Origin of the sequence: Pseudooceanicola sp. LIPI14-2-Ac024, assembly GCF_042188925.1 — a bacterium.
Classification (GTDB): domain Bacteria; phylum Pseudomonadota; class Alphaproteobacteria; order Rhodobacterales; family Rhodobacteraceae; genus Pseudooceanicola.
Genome location: NZ_CP170102.1, coordinates 28,752 through 47,094, shown reverse-complemented (window position 1 = coordinate 47,094; position 18,343 = coordinate 28,752). Strand labels below are relative to the sequence as shown.

Below are 18,343 nucleotides of genomic sequence, written 5' to 3'. Positions count from 1 at the left end.
CACAGGTTATTGAAATACAATCCTTTGCCATGGATGCCCGCGATGTTTCACTTTCGCTCCCTTGCCTTCCTGGTGCTGGCCCTGATGCCCGCGCCGCTTCTTGCCGACAGCGTGACCGGATCGGCCTTCTACCGCGAACGGATCGCCGCGCCGCCCGGCGCGACCTTCACCGCGGTGCTGCAGGACATCTCTCTCGCCGACGCACCGACGCAGGAGCTTGGCCGGTTCGAGCTGACCGATGCCGGCAACCCGCCCTACGATTTCGAGATCGCGTATGACGCCAGCGCCATCGACCCGCGCCACACCTACGCCGTGCGCGCGACGCTCAGGGTGGGCGATGAGCTGTGGTTCACCTCGGACACCGTGACGCCGGTGATCACCAACGGCGCACCGACCGAAGGCATCCAGATCATGATGGTGCGCGCGGCGCCGGGCCAGTCGCAGGCCCCGCAGGACGACCAGCGCGACGTGCGCGGCCTCACCCTGCCCGCGACCTTCACCGGCACCCTTCCCTGCGCCGATTGCGAGGGGATTTCCCATCACCTCGACCTCTGGCCGGACCACAGCTACAGCCTGCGCCGCCAGTGGCTGGGCCGCGACGCCACCGCCGAGGGCAGCGAGCTGCGGCAGGACGCGATCGGGCTCTGGGCCGGCGAGCCGGGCACCAATGTCATCACGCTCTACGACTCCGCCGTGCCGCCGCTGAAGTTCGAGGTGCTGGACGAGAACACGCTGCGCGCGCTCGACACCGCGGGCGAACACATCGAATCCGATCTGCCGTACAACCTGACCACCGACGGCACGCTCGCGCCGACCGACATCGAGGGGCTGCTGATGAACGGCTTCATGGTCTACATGGCCGATGCCGGGTCGTTCCAGACCTGCACATCGCTCCAGACCATGCCGATCGCGATGGAGGGCGACGCCTACGTCGAACTGGAGCGCGCGTACCTCGAAGCGGTCGAGGGCGGACAGCCGCTCTTTGTCGACGTGGTCGGCAGCCTGCTGATGCGCGAACAGATGGAAGGCCCCGACCGCCAGAGCCTGGTGGTCGAGCAGTTCATCCGCACCCGCGCCGATGTCGGCACCTGCGACCACCAACGGGCCAACGCCAGCCTGGCCAACACCTACTGGCGGATCGACACCCTGCAGGGCCAGGAGGTCGGCCCGGTCGATGGCGGGCGCGAGCCGCACATCATCCTGCACCAGGGCGAGGAGCCGCGCTTTGCCGCCACCGTGGGCTGCAACCAGGTGCTGGGCGGCTATGCTACCGGCGGCGACCGGCTCACCCTGATGCCCGGACCGATGACGCTGATGGCCTGCCCGCCCCCGCTCGACGCGATGGAACGGGCGCTGGTCGACACGCTGACGCAGGTCGCGCGGTTCCAGATCCGGGGCGAGACGATGGTGCTTTACGACGATGCCGATGCCGTCGTGGCGATCCTGACCGCCGTCTACCTTTGACCGACCGGGGCCGCGGGCGACGATGTCCCGCGGCCCCGCCATGACCTCCCGGGTTATCGCCGGGGGGATCGCGGCGTGGCATGCTGCCGGCACCCGACCGACAGGAGCGCCCCGATGCCGGACCCCGATGCAACAGCCATTCCCGTCCTGCTGCCAGACGATCCGGCGCGCGAGGCGCTGATCCGCCGCACGCTTGCGACCCCGGCGGCCAGCCGGCTGGGCCTGAGCCTGACCGCCGCCGCGCCCGGCGCGGTCGAGATCGCGCTGGCCCACGACCGGGCCAACCGGACCGAGGGCGACGTGATCCATGGCGGGGTGATCGCCACGCTGGCCGATATCGCGGGCGTGGCGACCGCGATATCAGGCGTGCGCGACCTGCCGTCGGGCGGCGGCACCGGCAGCATCGCGATAAGCTACCTGCGTCCCGCTGTCGCCTGCGACCTGCTGGCCCGCGGCACGCTCTTGCGGGGCGGCGGGCGGCAGAGCGTCGTGCGCGTGAGCATCAGCGCCCCGGACGACACCCTGGTCGCCGAGGCGCAGGTCACCGTGTCGCTGCGCTGAGCCCGTTCAGCCCATCTGGTAGCCGTCGGTGGAGCGTGAGATCTCGACCTCGTCCGCGTCCATGTCGGCGGCGATGCTCTCGAAGAGCGGGGTCGACATGTAACGCTCCCCTGTGTCGGGCAGCATGGCGAGGATCACCGATCCCCTCTCGGCCTTCTCGGCGACCTTCATGGCCACCGCGAAGGTCGATCCGCCCGACACGCCGGTCAGGATGCCTTCCTTGCGGGCCAGCTTCTTGGCCCAGTCGATGCCCTCCGGGCCGGGAACGGGGATCAGCTCGTCGTACTGCCCCTTGTCCAGCGTCTCCTGCAGGACGGCGGGGATGAAGTCGGGCGTCCAACCCTGGATCGGGTGCGGTTCGAACGCCGGGTGCGAGACGGCCGGGCTGCCGTCGTCGTTGCGCTCCTGCGCGGTGCCCGATCCGACAAGCTGTGCATTCGCGGGCTCGGTCAGGATGATCCTGGTCTCGGGCCGTTCGCGCCGCAGGACGCGGCTGACCCCGGTGACGGTGCCGCCGGTGCCGTAGCCGGTGACGAAGTAGTCGAGCTTGTGGCCCTCGAAATCCGCGATGATCTCGCGCGCGGTCGTGGCCTCGTGGATGTCGGCATTGGCGGCGGTCTCGAACTGTCGGGCCAGGAACCAGCCGTGCTTCTCGGCCAGTTCCACCGCCTTGTTGTACATGCCGGTGCCCTTCTGCTCCTTCGGGGTCAGGATCACCTTGGCGCCCATCATCCGCATCAGCCGTCGCCGCTCGATCGAGAAGCTTTCGGCCATCGTCACCACCAGCGGATAGCCCTTGGCGGCGCAGACCATGGCGAGGCCGATGCCGGTGTTGCCGCTGGTCGCCTCGACCACGGTCTGGCCGGGTTTCAGCGTGCCGTCGCGTTCCGCCGCCTCGATGATCCCAAGCGCCAGCCGGTCCTTGACCGAGGCCGCCGGGTTGAAGAATTCGGCCTTCACGTACATCTCGATCCCGTCCGGGGCGAGGTGGTTGATGCGGACCACGGGCGTGTTGCCGACCGTCTCGACGATATCGTGGTAAAGCGTGCCGCGGCCCTTGGTGCTGTAAATGCCGTCCTTCATTTCGAATCTCCTCCTGAAAACGCGGTTTCGGGGGAGACTGCACCTTTTCCCTACGTCATGCCCATAGCTAATGCCCCCGGGCCTTGGGGCCGTGCCTAGTGCTCGCCGCTGATGTTGCGCCGCATGGCCCGCTGGTAGAGCGCCGGAGAGGCACGCATCATCCACGAGGCCAGCCGTGCGACGCGGCCCACGGGAATGAACTCCCGCCCGCGCGCGACGCCGCGCAGGATCACCGCCGCCGCATCCTCGGGCGTCATGTAATCGACCCCGTCCGACGCCGCGCCGGGGCGCATGATGCCGTCGGCGCGGCGTTCCGGGTTGCCGATGTTGGTCGCGACGAAACTGGGCGCGGCGATCAGGACCTTCACACCGTGCGCCCGCTCCTCTGACCGGAGAGAGCCGAAGAACCCCTCCATCGCATGTTTCGAGGCCGCGTAGGCGGTGCGGTTGTGCAGCGGTGCGAACCCCGCGACTGACGAGATCGCCAGGTGCGTGCCGCCGCTGGCCCTGAGCGGGACGAGGAAGAGGCGCGCCATCTCGACCGCGGCGAAATAGTTGATCTCGAACACCCGGCGGTGGCTGGCCTCGTCGGTTTCGGCAAACGGGCCGATCTGCGAGACGCCGGCGTTGTAGACCACGAGGTCGACAGAAGGTCGTTCGGCCAGCACCGCCGCGGCCGCCCGCGCCAGCGCGGCGCTGTCTGTGAGGTCAAGTTGCAGCGGCGTTTGCGTCGCCGTCGCCTCAAGCCCCATGGTGTTCACGTCCATCAGGACGCAATGCCAGCCCCGCGCCTGCAGCTGCGCCGAAAGCGCCCGGCCCAGCCCGCCGTTCCCGCCCGAGATCACCGCCGTCTTCATAGTCCCGCCTCGGTCTTCCACAGCTCGAACACCTCGGCCGAAGTCTTCTCGGGCACATAGCCGAAGTCCGATTTCAGCCGGTCATTGGCCAGCACCGGCCGGTACTGCAGGAAACGGACCTGCTCGGGCCCGTAGCGCGAAAGCCGCAGAGGATGCGCGAGGCCAAGCGCCGCCTTCAGCGCCCAGGCCGGCAGTCGCATCACCGGCTTGCCCAGTGTCGCCGCCAGGTCCCCCACCCCCAGCCAGCCGTCGCCCGCCACGTTGTAGGTGCCCGCCGGTCCGTCGGTGGCGGCGCGTTTCAGGATGCGTGCCAGGTCGCGCGTCCAGATGAAGACGAAGGGGCTGTCGCTGCCGCCGACCGCCAGCAGCCGCCTGCGATGGAAGAGCGCGGTGATCTGGTTCTCGACCCCCGCCCCCAGCACGGTGCCGACCCGCAGCACGACCTGTTCCAGCGCCGGGTGCGCGGTACGTGCTTCGGCCAGCATCTCCTCGACCTGGCGCTTGTGATCGGAATAGGCGAATTCGACATTGCCCCGGCAGGGATCGGTTTCCCTGAGCGGCACGGGATTGTCGGCGTGATAGCCGTAGGCCGCGCCGGAGCTGGTCACCACCAGGCGACGGACCCCGTGCTTGACGCAGGCCTCGATCACGTTGCGGGTGCCGGTGACGTCGACGGCAAAGGCCGCGTCGCGCGACATGCCCGCGGGCGGCGTCACGATGGAGGCGAGGTGCACGACCACCTCGGGCCGTTCGTCCCCGATGACGCGCGCGGGGTCGTTGCCGGTCACGTCCATCGTGCGGAACCGGACGAGGTCGGGGATGCCGCCGCGCGCAAGGTCGGTCGCCACCACGTCGGCGCCCGGCATCTCGGCCAGCAGCGCACGGCCGACCATCCCGGCCGCGCCGGTGATCAGGATGCGGCTCATCGGCGCGCCTCCGTCCGGCCCCAGACCGCGGCGAGCGCGATGCCCGAGATCGCGTGCCAGATGCCCCAGAACGCCGCCACCACGGCCATGCCGCCCAAGCCCCCGAAGAAGCCGAAGATCAGCACGAGGCCCAGGCCCGAGTTCTGGATCCCGGTCTCGATCGTCACCGCGCGGCGGTCATAGGGCGACAGCCTTGCGACGGTGGCGGTGGCATAGCCCCCCGCCATGGCCAGCGCGTTGTGCAGGATCACCAGCCCCGCGATGGCCCCGGCATAGGCCAGGAACTGGGCCCAGTTGGCCGCCAGCGCGATCACGATGAAGGCAACGAAGATGCCCATCGACAGCCATTGCAGCGGCCGCCGCAGCCGCGCCGCGACCTGCGGGCGGTATGTGTTGAGCGCCACGCCCAGCACCAGCGGCAGCACCAGCATGAATCCGACGGTGATCGCCACCTGCACCGGGTCGATATGGGTCACCCGCAGGATCGCGGCCGAGGGCGGATAGAGGCTGCCCCAGAAGGCGATGTTGAGCGGGGTCATCACGATGGCGGCGACCGTGGCGATGGCAGTCATCGACACCGACAGCGCCGCGTTTCCGCCCGCCCGGTAGGTGATGAAGTTCGAGATGTTGCCGCCCGGGCAGGCCGCCACCAGCATCAGGCCGAGCGCGACCGAGGCGCGCGGCTGCAGCGCCAGCACCATCAGGAAGGTCAGCGCCGGCAGGACGAGGAACTGCGAGACGAGGCCCGCGATCAGCGCCCTCGGGGCCTGCAGCAGCACCTGGAAATCGCGGAGCCTGAGGTCGATGGCGATCGAGAACATCACCACCGCGAGGATCGCGTTCAGCAGCATCAGCGAGCCGGGCGCGAAGTCGAGGACCGCCTCGTCGATCATGCCGCGCCCCCCAGCCTGCCGATCCACTGCCCGACCGCCTTCCGGTAGGTCGCCTTGTCGACGTAATAGGCCATGCGCGGCAGGTCGATGTAGTCCATCCCGCCGGTCGCGCGTTCAAAGCCCTCGGCCTTGCGGGCCTTGAGCTTCCGCGCCTCTTCGGTGCCCGCCTTCAGCCCCTCGACGTAGCGCACGACCATCTCGGCCTGTTCGTGTCGGCCCTGCCAGCCGAGGCCCGACGCCTCGACCATGCCGAGGACAAAGAGATCGTCGCGTTCGGGATGCATGCAGTTGAGGTAGAGGTGCGGCGCGTCGCCCCGCCAGTTCAGCAGCCGTTCGTCGATGAACGGGTAGTCGAGCTTGTATCCCGTCGCGGCGAGGATCATGTCGTACTCGGCCCGGGTGCCGTCCTTGAAGTGGACGGTCTGGCCTTCGAACCGGTCGATGTCCGGGCGGATTTTTATGTCGCCGTGGCCCGCATGGTACAGCACCAGCGAGTTCACCACCGGGTGGCTTTCGTAGAGCCTGTAGTCCGGTTTCGGGAACCCGTATTTCTGCGGATCGCCGACGAACCATTTCAGGATCGCGCCGTCGATCACCCGCTTGATCGGCATCGGCAGCTTGATCGCCCCGCCCATCGTGTCGGCCGGTTTGCCGAAGACGTATTTCGGCACGAAGTAATAGCCCCGTCGCATCGACAGGTCGCAGGAGGTGCCGTGATGGATCGCGTCCACCGCGATGTCGCAGCCCGAGTTGCCCGCGCCGATCACCAGCACCCGCTTGCCGTCGAACTGGCTGGCGGACTTGTAGTCGGCGGAATGGAGGAACTCCCCCGTGAAGGTGCCCTTGAAGGCCGGAATGTTCGGGGTCGAGAGCGTGCCGTTGGCGATCAGGACCCCGGCATAGACGGCCGCGTGTTCGCCCCCGGCATCGCGCCAGGTGACCCGCCAGCCATCGCCGGTGCCGCCAAGCGGCTCGCAGGACATCACCTCGGCGCCGAATCTGTAGTGCTCGTAAAGGCCGAAATGCGCGGCGAAGTCTCGGAAGTAGGCCTTGAGCTCCCGGTGCGAGGGATATTCGGCCACCTCGTCCCGCATCGGGAAGTCGGCGAATTCCGTCATCCTCTTCGAGGATATGAGATGCGCGCTGTCATACATCGTCGAGCGCGGTGCATCGATGTCCCAGAGACCGCCCACGTCGGAGTTCAGCTCGAACCCCTGGAACGGAATGCCATGGGCCTTGAGCAGCTTGGCCGCCGCAAGGCCCATGGGTCCTGCCCCGATCAGGGCGTACTGATCACCTGTGTCACTCATTACCGTCCTCCCTCTGGCGATTAACTTGAACATTTGTTCAATCTAAGGCAAGCTGAATTCATGACCGCAGAGCAGATCCCTGAAAAGCCACGACAAAGGGCGCCGTCGAAACGCGCACTCGCCACCCGCAAGCGCGTTCTGGACGCCGCCGAACGGGTCTTTGCGGCCAAGGGATTCGACGGCGCGACGATCCGCGACATCGCGGCCGAAGCCGGGGAACCGGTGGGATCGGTGCACCATCACGGACAGGGGAAAGAGGCGCTGTTCCACCAGACCGTGGCGCGCCGGTCCGCGACGCTTTCCGAGGTGCGATTGGCTGCGCTGGAGCGGTTGCGGCAGGACGGCGCGCTGACGCTTCATGGCCTGCTCGGTGCCTTCATGCGCCCGTTCTTCGACCTTGCGCGGGACGAACCGCGCTGGCGCGACTACGCCCGCCTCGTCGCCTTCGTCTCGGCCGAGGATCGCTGGCGCGCGATTTCGGCGGAATGCTTCGACCCGACCGCCGAGGTCTTCGTACGTGAGATCGCGGCGCTGACCCCCGGCCGGACACAGCCCGAGGTGGCGGCGGGCTTCGTCTTCTCGGTCTCGGCGATGCTGGCGCTGCTGACCTCGCAGGGGCGGATCGGCGCGCTTGGCGATGGCCTGGCCGAAGAGGAAGCGCAGGTGGCGCACCTGGTGCGGTTCTGCGCGGCGGGCTTGGCGGTCTGGGGCCTCGCCCCCGCCTGCCCTCTACCGTGCCAGCGCCCGAACGATGCCCGCGTCGGGAAAACACGTCGCCGCCTGCCCCCGATCCTCCTGCCAGCGGCCGATGGACCGGCGCGTCTTGAACCCGGCCAGCCCGTCCGCTCCGCCGACATCGTGGCCAAGCGCCTCGAGCCCCCGCTGCATCGCCGCCACGTCGGAGCGCATCAGCCCGCCGACAGCCCCCCAGCGGCCGCTGAAATCGCCGACGCCGTACTGGATGCGGTCGCCCACGTGCCCGACGAAGAGCGCGTAGAGATCGCTCATGTTGTAATCCTTCAGCACGTAGAAATTCGGTGTCACCACGAAGGCGGGCCCGTGCCGCCCGGCGGGCATCATCAGGAACCCCTCGCCGCGCAACTCGTGATCCGGGAACGGTTTCCCCGAGACGCGGGTGATTCCCATGGCGGCCCAGTCGGCGATCGGGCGCCCCTGGTCCGGCCCCTCCAGCGCACAGGAGACGCCGGCGGGCACCGTGACCTCGAACCCCCAGTCGCGCCCGGTGACCCAGCCATGACGCGCGAGGTAGGTGCCGATCGAGGCCAGCGTGTCGGCCTCGGACCGCCAGATGTCCGCCCGCCCGTCCCCGTCTCCGTCGGCGGCATAGGCCAGGAAATTCGACGGCATGAACTGCGGCTGGCCAAGCGCCCCGGCCCAGGAGCTCTTCATCGCCCGCGCGGCCACGTGCCCGGCCTGCGCAATTTGCAGGGCCGCGATCAGTTCGCCGGTGAAATAGTCGGCACGCGTGCTCATGAACCCCTTGGTGCCCAGCACCGAAAAGGCGTCATGCGGGATCGCGGCGCGGCCATAGGCGCTTTCGCGGCCCCAGACGGCCAGGATGATCCGGCCCGGCACGCCGGTCTCGCGTTCGACCGCCGCCAGAGTGCCCGCGTGGCGCCCCGCCATCTGGCGGCCGACCGACGTCGCGCCGTCCACCGTGCCCCGGGCGAAATACCTTCCGGGCGATCCGAATTCCGCCTGCCGCTGCGCGCGCGGCCCCGGCGTGGTGCCGGGCGGGACCAGGTCCGGCAGGTCCCAGTTCAGCCGCACGCCGTCGAAGGCCGCGACGAAGGTGCCGCGCGCGACGCCCTCGGCCCTGGCACGGGGCCAGACGACCTGCTCCAGCCAGCCACGGAACTGGCGTTCTATCGCGGCGCGATCGATGGCCTGCGCGGGGCCGGCAGCGATGGCCAGGGACAGGATGAACAGAACGGTGCGGATCATGGCGCCTCCCTCGTGACGCAACGTAGCGGGGTGCGGCGCGGACGGCCAGCGTGACGCGGGCGGCACATCCGTGGAAGATGCGATCACGCCATGGCCCGTGCGGGAGGGGAGACCCATCATCGGGCCACGCCGGTTGCGGAGGAGGACGCGATGAACCAGATGCGACAAATCCGGCCCGAACGGCCGCTCGAGGACGTGGTGCAACCGCTCGACGTGCTGATCGTCGGCGCGGGGATTTCCGGCATCGCCGCCGCGCGCTACCTGCGGGTGGACCGGCCCGGCGACAGCTTTGTCATCCTCGACGAGATGGAGAGCTTCGGCGGCACCTGGCTTACGCATCGCTACCCCGGCATCCGGTCGGACAGCGACCTGCACACCTTCGGCTACGGCTTCAAGCCCTGGGTCGGCCCCCCGCTGGCCACCGCCGACAAGATCCTCGACTACATGGGCGAGGTGATCGACGAACACGGCCTGGCGAAGGAGCTGCATTTCGGCTGGCGGATCGGGACGGCCGAATGGAACTCGGCCACCAACCTCTGGACCGTCACCGCGCATCACGGCGCAGAGGGACGGACCGTCCGGCTGCAGGCCCGGTTCCTCTGGATGTGCCAGGGCTACTACCGCCACTCCGAAGGCTACACCCCCGACTGGCCCGGCATGGCCGATTTCGGCGGAGAGATCATCCACCCGCAGAACTGGCCCGAGGATTTCGACGGCACCGGCAAGCGGATGGTCGTCATCGGATCCGGCGCGACGGCGGCGACGCTGGTGCCGAATGTCGCGGACCAGGTCGAACACGTGACGATGCTGCAGCGTTCGCCCACCTACTTCCGGTCCGAGAAGAACGAGATCCCGATCGCCAACCACCTGCGCAAGCTGCAGGTGGACGAGGACTGGATCCACGAGATCGTCCGGCGCGAGATCCTGCTGTTCGGCCACGACTTCACCAACCGCTGCTTCAGCGAACCCGAGGCGGTGAAGGCCGACCTGATCGGCGTGGCGAAACGCTACCTCGGCGATGATTTCGACGTGGAGCGGCATTTCACGCCCTCCTACCTGCCCTGGCGCCAGCGGATCGCGCGGATACCCGACGGCGATCTCTACAAGGCGCTGTCGACCGACCGCGCCGACATCGTCACGGACGAGATCGAGCGGTTCGAGGCCGACGGCATCCGGTTGAAATCCGGCGATCTGTTGAAGGCCGATGTCGTGGTGACCGCCACCGGCTTCAACCTCTGCGCCTTCGGAGACATCGCGTTTTCCGTCGACGGCGCGCCGGTCGATTTCCACGACACGGTCGGCTACCGCTCGATGATGTTCACCGGGGTGCCGAACCTGGTCTGGGTGATGGGCTACTTCCGGTCGTCCTGGACGCTCAGGGCCGAACTGGTGGCCCAGTTCGTCACCCGCCTGCTCGACCACATGCAGGAAACGCAGAAAGCCCGCGTCACCCCGCGGCTGCGCGAGGGCGAGCGCGACATGCCGCTTTACGACTGGGCGGACGAAGAAGACTTCAACCCCGGCTACCTGCTGCGCGGCCAGCACCTGCTGCCGAAACGCGGCGCGGGCAACGACTGGCGGCTGAACCAGGACTACTGGACCGAGAAGGACGAATTCGCCGCCATCGACTTCGACGACGAGGTTTTTGCCTACGGCTGACCGCCCGGGCGGCCGCCGTCGGGCCGCCGCTACCCCGCTCCGAGGATACGGCCCGAGCTGAGATCACACGCAGGCGTTCACGGCATGGCGATTGCAGGGCGCTGCCCTGCGGCGTTTCTGCCTGTCGTCAGGGCGTCGCTCGCGGACCACGTGGCGGAGGCGGGATTTGCCATGGCACCTCCCCTGCCTGCCCGCTACACCTTCGGGGCAGACCAACAGGAGCGATCATGACGCGCGACGCCGCCCTCGACACCGTCACCGACTATTTCGACGCAGGCACCTTCCAGTCCGACCTGGCCGAGCTCGTGAGCTTCCGCACCGAAAGCCAGAATCCCGCCTCGGCGCCCGAACTGCGGCGCTACCTGGAAGAGGCGATGCTGCCGCGCCTGACCCGGCTGGGCTTTGCCTGCGAGATCGTCGAGAATCCGGACCCCGAGGGTGGCCCCCTGCTGATCGGCGAACGCCGCGAGGGTGATGACCCGCCGACGGTGCTGACCTACGGCCACGGCGACGTGATCCGCGGACAGGAGGGCATGTGGCGCGACGGGCTCGATCCCTGGGTGCTGACCGAAGAGGGCGAGAAGCTCTACGGTCGCGGCAGCGCCGACAACAAGTCCCAGCACCTCATCAACCTCGCCGCGGTCGAGGCCGTGCTGACCACCCGCGGATCGCTGGGCTTCAACCTCCGCATCGTGATCGAGACCGGCGAGGAAGTGGGATCCGCCGGCCTCGCCGATGTCTTCCGCGCCCGCAAGGACCAGCTGGGGGCCGACGTGCTCATCGCCTCGGACGGGCCGCGGCTGCAGCCGGAGACGCCCTGCATCTTCATGGGCACGCGCGGCGGCACCACCTTCGACCTGATCGTCGAGACCCACGAGGGTGCGCACCATTCCGGCAACTGGGGCGGGCTGCTGGCCGACCCGGCGATGATCCTGGCCCATGCGCTGGCGGCCATCACCGACCGGCGCGGCCAGATCAAGGTGCCGGAATGGCGGCCGGACAGCCTGACCAACTCGGTCCGCGCCGCGCTGGCCGGCCTGCCGCTTGAGGCGGGCGACGGCCCGGCCGTGGACCCGGACTGGGGCGAGGAAAGCCTGACGCCCGCCGAACGCGCCTTTGGCTGGAACAGCTTTGCCATCCTCGCCATGGTCTCGGGCGTGCCGGATGCGCCGGTCAACGCGATCTCGGGCTGGGCGCGCGCCACCTGCCAGCTGCGCTACGTCGTGGGCACCGATCCCGAGGACGTGGTCCCTGCCTTGCGCCGCCACCTCGACGCCGAGGGGTTCGAGCGGGTGCGGATCGTGCCGCACGATCGGGGCTTCTTTCCGGCCACCCGCCTCGACCCGGATCACCCGTGGGTCGATTTCGTCGCCGGCTCGATCCGCGCGACCAAAGGCGACGGGCCGCTGCATATCCTGCCGAACCTCGCCGGGTCGCTGCCGAACGACAGCTTCACCGACATCCTCGGGCTGCCGACGATCTGGGTGCCGCATTCGTACCGCGGCTGTTCCCAGCATGCGCCCAACGAACACGTCCTGAAACCGGTCTGCCGCGATGCGCTGCGGATCATGGCCGGGGTGTTCTGGGACATCGGCGAAACCGGCGGCCCGACGGCCTGATCCGCAAGACGAAGGGAGGACGCGCATGGACCGCGCAGACCGCATCATCCTGAACGGCAATGTCCTGACGATGGACCCCGACCGCCCGCGCGTCGAGGCGGTGGCGATGGCCGGGGACCGCATCCTGGCCGTCGGCAGCAACGCGGGGGTCGCGGCCCTTGCCGCCCCGGATGCCGAACGCATCGACGCAAGCGGCGCCACGGTGCTGCCGGGCTTCATCGAAAGCCACATCCATCTTTTCATCGGCGGTGCCGAACTGAAGAACCTGCAGCTCGACAACTGCGCCGATCCGGTGGTGATGGGCGACCTGATCCGCGACTTCGCCACAAAGCATCCGGACCTGCCGCTGGTGACCTGCCAGTCGCCCGATTACGGCGTCTTCGGCGACCGCGCGCCGCGCCTGCTGCTGGACGAGATCCTGCCGGATCGCCCCCTCGCCCTTGTCGGGCACGACCACCACACCGTCTGGGCCAACACCGCCGCGCTCGAAGCCGCGGGTCTCTTGCGGGGCAAGGTGACGGCCCCGGGCCACGAGGTGGTGATGGGCCCCGACGGGCTGGCCACCGGCGCGCTGCTGGAACCGGACGCCTATGCCCCGGTCCTGCGCCTTGGCGGGCAGGAACGGATGATGCTGGGCCTCAACACCGGCGGCGAACCTGCACCCGCCCCGAATGCCGAAGAGCGGGAGGAGGACCTGGCCCACCTGAAACGCGGCCTCGACCACCTGGCCCGGCACGGCATCACCTCGGCCGTGAACATGGATGGCAACATCTACACGCTGGAATTACTGGACGAGCTGCGGCAGCGCGGTGAGCTGTCGGTCCGGATGCGCGTGCCCTTCCACTTCGTGCCCGAGATGGAGGTCGACGACCTCGACCGCGCGCGCGAGATGACGGCGCGCTGGAACGACGACTGGCTGGCCTCGGGCATGGTCAAGTTCTTCATGGACGGGGTGATCGACAGCCGCACCGCCTTTGTCCACAACGACTATCCCGGCCAGCCCGGCCACCGGTCCACTGGGCGGTTCGGCGCCGAACGCTTTGCCGAGCTTGCGACCAGGGTCGATGCCATGGGCCTGCAGATCGCGGTGCATTCCATCGGCGACGCGGCCACCACCCGCGTCCTCGACGGCTATGCCGCCGCGCGGGCCGCCAATGGCGACAGCGGCATCCGGCACCGGATCGAACACCTCGAACTGGTGGCACCCGGTGATTTCGACCGCCTCGCGCCGCTTGGCATCACCGCCTCGATCCAGCCGCCGCACGCGCCCGGCTGCGCGGGGCTGCCGCTTGAACCGACGCTCACCAACATCGGGCGCGACCGCTGGGGCGACGCCTTTGCCTGGCAACGCCTGGCCGACAGTGGCGCGCTGATCGCGCTGGCGTCGGATTGGCCGGTGTCGCCGGTGTCGATCCTGCTGGGCCTCAATTGCGCCGTGACGCGCGAGGCCTGGGCCGAAGACGTGCCGGACCAGCGTTTCACGCTGGAGGCGGCGCTGGCGGGCTACACCATCGACGGGGCGCGGGCCGAGCATACCGAGGCCAGGAAAGGCTCCCTGACGCCGGGCAAGCTGGCGGACGTGGTGATCCTCGACGGCGATATCGAGGCGACGGAACCCGCCGCGCTGCCGGACCTGCCGGTGCGGATGACGATCTGCGGCGGGCGCGTGACCTACGCGGCCTGACCGCCCGCCCGGGTCAGATGGCGGCCGCCAGCAGCGCCGTGACATGGGCCGGTCCGACCGGGCGGATGCCGGTCGGGTTCAGCGCCTTGATCGAATAGTAGCCGCGCGTGATGTGGTCCATGTTCACCGTCTCGACCACGCCGGGCAGTGCGAGCATGCGTGCCATGTAGGCGGATAGTGTGGGATAGTCACGGATCTGGCGCAGGTTGGTCTTGAAGAGACCGTGGTAGGCCGCGTCGAACCGGATCAGCGTGACGAACGTGCGGATGTCCGTTTCGGTCACGCGGTCGCCCAAGAGGTAGTCGCCGGTCAGCCTGTCCTCGAGTTCGTCCAGCATCGCGAACACGCCCGCCACCGCCTCGTCATAGGCCGCCTGCGTGCTGGCGAAACCGGCCCTGTAGACACCGTTGTTCAGCGCCTCGTAGATGCGCGCGTTCAGCGCGTCGATCTGGGTGGCCAGGTCCGCCGGGTAAAGGCGATGATCGGAGGACGCCAGCCCCTCGAACGCGGTGTCGAACATGCGCAGGATGTCGGCGCTTTCGTTGTTCACCATCACGTCCTGCTTCATGTCCCACAGCACGGGCACCGTGGCCCGCCCGGTAAAGGCGGGATCGGCGCGGGTGTAGAGCTCGTGCAGGTGGGTGGCACCGAAGAGCGGATCGGCCTCGGCCCCCGGGTAGCCGCCGAACTGCCAGCCCTGCGATGACAGCGCCGGATTGACCACCGTCACCGGGATCAACCCGTCCAGCCCCTTGAGCTTGCGCGCGATCAGGGTGCGCGAGGCCCAGGGGCAGATCAGCGCGACGTAGAGCCGGTATCGCCCGGCCTCGGCCGCGAAGCCCCCCGTGCCGGTCGGCCCGGCGCTGCCGTCAGGCGTGATCCAGTTCCTGAAGGACGACACCTGGCGCACGAAGCGTCCCTTGTCGTCCGCCTTCTGGACCGGCTGCCAGTCCTCTGTCCATTTTCCGTCGACAAGCATGGCGATCCCCCTCAGGCCGCGTGGAACACGTAGGATTTCATCGAGACCGAGCCGAGGTCGATCGCATCGGTCATGAAGGTCAGGTCGTCGCGTGTGTCCGACGCACCGGCGATGGTCAGCGCGGGCATGTAGTGATCGACCGTGGGGTGCGCCATGCGCAGCAGGTGGCCCAGCCCCTTGCGGTCGGCCAGACGGTCGAAATCCCGCGCGGTCAGGCGGTCGGTGAAGAGCTGGTCGAACTCCAGCGCGAAGTCCTGCGGCGCACCGCCCGGGCGCATGGCACGCAGGTTGTGCACCACGTTCCCCGAGCCAAGGATCAGCACGCCCCGGTCGCGCAGGTCCGACAGCGCCTTGCCGATCTCGAGCTGGTGATCGAGGTCGCGGCCCATGTCGATGGAGACCTGGAAAACCGGGACATCCGCCTCGGGGTAGAGATACTTGAGCACTGTCCAGGCCCCGTGGTCGAGGCCCCATGTGTCGTCCTCCTCGGCGTGGTGGCTGGCCAGCAGCGTGGCCACCGTGCGCGCCAGTTCCGGATCGCCCTGCGCGTCGTACCTCTGGTCGTAGAGGGCCTGTGGGAAGCCGTAGAAGTCGTGGATCGTGCGCGGCATCGCCGACACGTCGACCAGCGTGGTCCCGCGGGTCATCCAGTGCGCCGACACCACGAGGATCGCGCGGGGACGCGGCAGGGATTTGCCCAGCTCGGTCCAGGCGCGGCTGAACTCGGTGTCCTCGATCGCGTTCATCGGGCTGCCGTGTCCGAGGAACACCAGCGGCATCCGGTCGGACGGCGTCAGCCGGTCACGCAGGGTCTGCAGGTCGTGGGCGATGCTCATGGCGTCACTCCTTTCGGGGGCGTTGGCCGGATCGTCATCGTCGGGACGATCCCTTGTCACGGGCAACTTAAGGCTTGCCGACATTCCACAAAATGAAGATTTTGTTGAATGACTATCACCGTTTTGTTCGGATTAACGCCAGATGGACATCGTTGACGAGTTGAGGGCCTTTGTCGCCACCGCGCAGACCGGCTCTTTCACCGCCGCGGCGGACCAACTGGGCGTGTCGAACCGGCTGACGTCGAAATACGTGGCCGAACTTGAAGCGCGGCTTGGCGTGCGGCTGTTCCAGCGGACGACGCGGCGGGTCGGGCTGACTCCTGCGGGCGAGGACCTGCTGGCGCGCGCGCCTGCCCTGCTCGACGATCTCGACGACCTCCTGAGCGTGGTGGCCGAGGGCTCGCGCGGCCTGACCGGGGTGATCCGCATCTCGGCCCCGATCACCTTTGGCGAGGTTTATGTCGCCGGTATGCTGGGCCGGTTCGCCGATCTGCATCCGGGGCTGAGCATCGACCTGCGGCTCTCGGACGACCACGTCGACCTGGCGAGCGAGGGGATCGACCTCGCCTTTCGCATCGGGCAGTCGGACATGGCGTCGATCAAGGCGCGCAAGCTGGGTGAATACCAGTCCGTCGCCGTCGCCAGCCCCGCCTACCTCGCCGCGCATGGCACGCCAATGGCACCCGCCGCGCTCGAGGCGCATGCCTGCATCCTAGACACCAACCGCCGGGCCGCGACCCGCTGGACGTTCCGCCGCGATGGCATCGACCACGTCGTAACCGTGCAGGGCCGGTTCCGGGTGAACTCCGCCCGCGCCTCGGTCGCGTTGGCGGCGGCCGGGCTTGGCATCGCCTACGCCCCGCGCTTCGCCGTGACCGAGGCGCTCGAAACCGGCGCGCTGCTGCCCGTTCTCACCGATCACCAGGGCGACACCGGGCCGGTCAGCGCCGTCTACCTCGAAGGTCGCACCATGCCGCGCAAGATCCGTGCGCTGATCGACTTCGCTGTCGAGGATGTGCGCGGCAGTGCCATCCTCTAGGCCGCCGAAGCGCCCATCCACACGGCACCGCATGTCCGGCATCGCCGCATTTGCACCGCCACGGGCTGACAGCCCCGCGGCCCCGCCATAGGGTGGCCGCGCCACGACCAAGACAGGATGCCCCGGCCATGTTCGACCTTCTGATCACCAATGCCACCCTGCCCGACGGCCGCACCGGGATCGACATCGCCGTAAGGGACGGGCGCATCGCCGCGGTCGAGGCCGGGATCACGGCCGAGGCGGGCCAGGCCATCGATGCGGGCGGCCTGCTGGTCAGCCCGCCCTTCGTCGATCCGCATTTCCACATGGACGCCACCCTGTCGCTGGGCCTGCCCCGCATGAACGTCTCGGGCACGCTGTTGGAGGGCATCGCGCTCTGGGGCGAGCTGCGGCCGACTCTGACCAAGGAGGCGCTGATCGAGCGGGCGGTGCGCTACTGCGACCTCGCCGTCAGCAAGGGGCTGATGGCCGTGCGCAGCCATGTCGATGTCTCCGACCCGCGCCTGGTCACCGCAGAGGCGCTGCTGGAGGTGCGCGAGATCGTGGCGCCCTACCTCGACCTGCAGCTCGTCGCCTTTCCGCAGGACGGCTACTACCGCGAACCCGGCATCGTCGATGCGCTGAGCCGGGCGCTCGACATGGGGGTCGAGGTGGTGGGCGGCATCCCGCATTTCGAACGCACGATGGAGGACGGCACCCGCTCGGTCGAGGCGCTGTGCCGGATCGCCGCCGACCGGGGGCTGATGGTCGACATGCATTGCGACGAAACCGACGACCCGCTGTCGCGCCACGTCGAGACGCTGGCGGCCCAGACCGTGCGCTTCGGGTTGCAGGGACGCGTGGCCGGGTCGCACCTGACCTCGATGCATTCGATGGACAACTACTACGTCTCCAAGCTGCTGCCGCTGATGGCCGAGGCGCGGATGGCCGCGATCCCGAACCCGCTGATCAACATGATGCTGCAGGGCCGGCACGACACCTATCCCAAGCGGCGGGGGCTGACCCGCATTCCGCAGATGATGGAGATGGGGATCCCTGTCGGCCTGGGGCAGGATTGCGTGATGGACCCGTGGTACTCGATGGGCACCGGCGACCTGCTGGACGTGGCGCACATGGCGGTGCATGCGACGCAGATGGGGTCAATCGCCGACAAGCGCGCGCTTTTCGACGCGGTGACCGTGAACTCGGCCGAAATCATGGGGCTGGAGCGCTACGGGCTCGCGGTCGGCTGTCATGCCGACATGGTGATCCTGCACTGCGCCGACACGGCGGAGGCGATCCGCCTGCGCCCGGCTCGCCTCAAGGTGATCCGGCGCGGCAAGGTCGTGGCCGAGACCGCGCCCCAGGTCAGCCGCATCATGCTGGACGGGCGCCCCGACCACGTCACCCCGGCCGACTACGCGCCCCGCGACGCGGTTTGACCACTTGGTCAGAATATGCCCAAATACCCGGCAGTTACCGGCCCGTG

Annotated in this window: 15 protein-coding genes and 1 pseudogene; 8 read left to right on the top strand and 8 right to left on the bottom strand. The window is 68.7% G+C overall.

Translation table 11 applies throughout. The annotated features are described in order from the left end of the window. Positions 1-42 precede the first annotated feature (42 nt). Positions 43-1,464 (top strand): YbaY family lipoprotein, encoded by a 1,422-nt coding sequence (locus ACE2AC_RS00220; protein ID WP_375690080.1) that lies wholly within the window; start codon positions 43-45, stop codon positions 1,462-1,464. A 114-nt stretch (positions 1,465-1,578) separates the two neighbouring features. Beyond that, a complete protein-coding gene (locus tag ACE2AC_RS00215; protein ID WP_375690078.1) occupies positions 1,579-2,025 on the top strand; it encodes a PaaI family thioesterase in 447 nt (148 codons plus the stop codon). 6 nt (positions 2,026-2,031) lie between these two features. On the opposite strand, the gene cysK is transcribed toward ACE2AC_RS00215, so the two are convergent. The 5 genes from cysK to ACE2AC_RS00190 all read right to left on the bottom strand — a co-directional run bounded on the left by cysK (position 2,032) and on the right by ACE2AC_RS00190 (position 7,094). Beyond that, on the bottom strand, positions 2,032-3,108 hold the full coding sequence (gene cysK, locus ACE2AC_RS00210) for a cysteine synthase A (protein WP_375690076.1): 1,077 nt from the start codon (positions 3,106-3,108) through the stop codon (positions 2,032-2,034). 95 nt (positions 3,109-3,203) lie between these two features. Then, the gene (locus ACE2AC_RS00205) at positions 3,204-3,965 is read right to left on the bottom strand and encodes an SDR family NAD(P)-dependent oxidoreductase (protein WP_375690074.1); all 762 of its coding nucleotides are present in this window, start codon (positions 3,963-3,965) and stop codon (positions 3,204-3,206) included. Further along, positions 3,962-4,891 carry an SDR family oxidoreductase gene (locus ACE2AC_RS00200; protein ID WP_375690072.1) on the bottom strand — a complete coding sequence of 310 codons (930 nt, stop codon included), beginning with the start codon at positions 4,889-4,891 and terminating at the stop codon, positions 3,962-3,964. Before ACE2AC_RS00200 ends, ACE2AC_RS00205 begins: the two co-directional genes overlap by 4 nt. Continuing rightward, the gene (locus ACE2AC_RS00195; RefSeq protein WP_375690070.1) at positions 4,888-5,784 is read right to left on the bottom strand and encodes a bile acid:sodium symporter family protein; all 897 of its coding nucleotides are present in this window, start codon (positions 5,782-5,784) and stop codon (positions 4,888-4,890) included. The genes ACE2AC_RS00200 and ACE2AC_RS00195 overlap by 4 nt, the downstream gene beginning before the upstream one ends. Next, a complete protein-coding gene (locus tag ACE2AC_RS00190; RefSeq protein ID WP_375690068.1) occupies positions 5,781-7,094 on the bottom strand; it encodes a flavin-containing monooxygenase in 1,314 nt (437 codons plus the stop codon). Before ACE2AC_RS00190 ends, ACE2AC_RS00195 begins: the two co-directional genes overlap by 4 nt. 60 nt (positions 7,095-7,154) lie before the next feature. Between ACE2AC_RS00190 and ACE2AC_RS00185 the strand changes: the two are divergent. Next, positions 7,155-7,730 (top strand): annotated as a pseudogene (locus tag ACE2AC_RS00185) (TetR/AcrR family transcriptional regulator); the annotation flags it as partial. A 93-nt stretch (positions 7,731-7,823) separates the two neighbouring features. Here ACE2AC_RS00185 and ACE2AC_RS00180 read toward each other — a convergent pair. Beyond that, positions 7,824-9,059 carry a lytic murein transglycosylase gene (locus ACE2AC_RS00180; protein ID WP_375690066.1) on the bottom strand — a complete coding sequence of 412 codons (1,236 nt, stop codon included), beginning with the start codon at positions 9,057-9,059 and terminating at the stop codon, positions 7,824-7,826. A gap of 150 nt (positions 9,060-9,209) precedes the next feature. Here ACE2AC_RS00180 and ACE2AC_RS00175 point away from each other — a divergent pair, with 150 nt between their 5' ends. The 3 genes from ACE2AC_RS00175 (at position 9,210) to ACE2AC_RS00165 (ending at position 14,021) form a co-directional block, all read left to right on the top strand. Beyond that, the gene (locus ACE2AC_RS00175) at positions 9,210-10,718 is read left to right on the top strand and encodes a flavin-containing monooxygenase (protein WP_375690064.1); all 1,509 of its coding nucleotides are present in this window, start codon (positions 9,210-9,212) and stop codon (positions 10,716-10,718) included. Between the two features lie 227 nt (positions 10,719-10,945). Beyond that, positions 10,946-12,337, top strand: coding sequence for a M20 family metallopeptidase (locus tag ACE2AC_RS00170; protein ID WP_375690062.1), 1,392 nt, complete (start codon positions 10,946-10,948; stop codon positions 12,335-12,337). A gap of 25 nt (positions 12,338-12,362) precedes the next feature. Next, a complete protein-coding gene (locus tag ACE2AC_RS00165; protein WP_375690060.1) occupies positions 12,363-14,021 on the top strand; it encodes an amidohydrolase in 1,659 nt (552 codons plus the stop codon). A gap of 13 nt (positions 14,022-14,034) precedes the next feature. Here the strand turns inward: ACE2AC_RS00165 and ACE2AC_RS00160 are convergent, their stop codons facing one another. Both ACE2AC_RS00160 and ygiD read right to left on the bottom strand, forming a co-directional pair. After that, complete coding sequence (locus ACE2AC_RS00160; RefSeq protein WP_375690058.1) at positions 14,035-15,000, bottom strand: glutathione S-transferase family protein; 966 nt, start codon at positions 14,998-15,000, stop codon at positions 14,035-14,037. 11 nt (positions 15,001-15,011) lie between these two features. After that, entirely contained in the window at positions 15,012-15,836 is an 825-nt protein-coding gene (gene ygiD, locus ACE2AC_RS00155; RefSeq protein ID WP_375690056.1) for a 4,5-DOPA dioxygenase extradiol, read from the bottom strand. A 142-nt stretch (positions 15,837-15,978) separates the two neighbouring features. Between ygiD and ACE2AC_RS00150 the strand changes: the two genes are divergently transcribed. Further along, positions 15,979-16,875, top strand: a complete 897-nt coding sequence (locus ACE2AC_RS00150; RefSeq protein WP_375690054.1) for a LysR family transcriptional regulator — start codon at positions 15,979-15,981, stop codon at positions 16,873-16,875. Positions 16,876-17,003: 128 nt separating this feature from the next. Further along, complete coding sequence (locus tag ACE2AC_RS00145; protein ID WP_375690052.1) at positions 17,004-18,296, top strand: amidohydrolase family protein; 1,293 nt, start codon at positions 17,004-17,006, stop codon at positions 18,294-18,296. The last annotated feature ends 47 nt before the right edge of the window (positions 18,297-18,343 follow it).

Excerpts from the sequence above, each read along its gene's own strand:
- ACE2AC_RS00220 (WP_375690080.1), top strand. The coding sequence starts at position 43 with ATGTTTCACTTTCGCTCCCTTGCCTTCCTGGTGCTGGCCCTGATGCCC.
- ACE2AC_RS00215 (WP_375690078.1), top strand. The coding sequence starts at position 1,579 with ATGCCGGACCCCGATGCAACAGCCATTCCCGTCCTGCTGCCAGACGAT.
- cysK (WP_375690076.1), bottom strand. The coding sequence starts at position 3,108 with ATGAAGGACGGCATTTACAGCACCAAGGGCCGCGGCACGCTTTACCAC.
- ACE2AC_RS00205 (WP_375690074.1), bottom strand. The coding sequence starts at position 3,965 with ATGAAGACGGCGGTGATCTCGGGCGGGAACGGCGGGCTGGGCCGGGCG.
- ACE2AC_RS00200 (WP_375690072.1), bottom strand. The coding sequence starts at position 4,891 with ATGAGCCGCATCCTGATCACCGGCGCGGCCGGGATGGTCGGCCGTGCG.
- ACE2AC_RS00195 (WP_375690070.1), bottom strand. The coding sequence starts at position 5,784 with ATGATCGACGAGGCGGTCCTCGACTTCGCGCCCGGCTCGCTGATGCTG.
- ACE2AC_RS00190 (WP_375690068.1), bottom strand. The coding sequence starts at position 7,094 with ATGAGTGACACAGGTGATCAGTACGCCCTGATCGGGGCAGGACCCATG.
- ACE2AC_RS00180 (WP_375690066.1), bottom strand. The coding sequence starts at position 9,059 with ATGATCCGCACCGTTCTGTTCATCCTGTCCCTGGCCATCGCTGCCGGC.
- ACE2AC_RS00175 (WP_375690064.1), top strand. The coding sequence starts at position 9,210 with ATGAACCAGATGCGACAAATCCGGCCCGAACGGCCGCTCGAGGACGTG.
- ACE2AC_RS00170 (WP_375690062.1), top strand. The coding sequence starts at position 10,946 with ATGACGCGCGACGCCGCCCTCGACACCGTCACCGACTATTTCGACGCA.
- ACE2AC_RS00165 (WP_375690060.1), top strand. The coding sequence starts at position 12,363 with ATGGACCGCGCAGACCGCATCATCCTGAACGGCAATGTCCTGACGATG.
- ACE2AC_RS00160 (WP_375690058.1), bottom strand. The coding sequence starts at position 15,000 with ATGCTTGTCGACGGAAAATGGACAGAGGACTGGCAGCCGGTCCAGAAG.
- ygiD (WP_375690056.1), bottom strand. The coding sequence starts at position 15,836 with ATGAGCATCGCCCACGACCTGCAGACCCTGCGTGACCGGCTGACGCCG.
- ACE2AC_RS00150 (WP_375690054.1), top strand. The coding sequence starts at position 15,979 with ATGGACATCGTTGACGAGTTGAGGGCCTTTGTCGCCACCGCGCAGACC.
- ACE2AC_RS00145 (WP_375690052.1), top strand. The coding sequence starts at position 17,004 with ATGTTCGACCTTCTGATCACCAATGCCACCCTGCCCGACGGCCGCACC.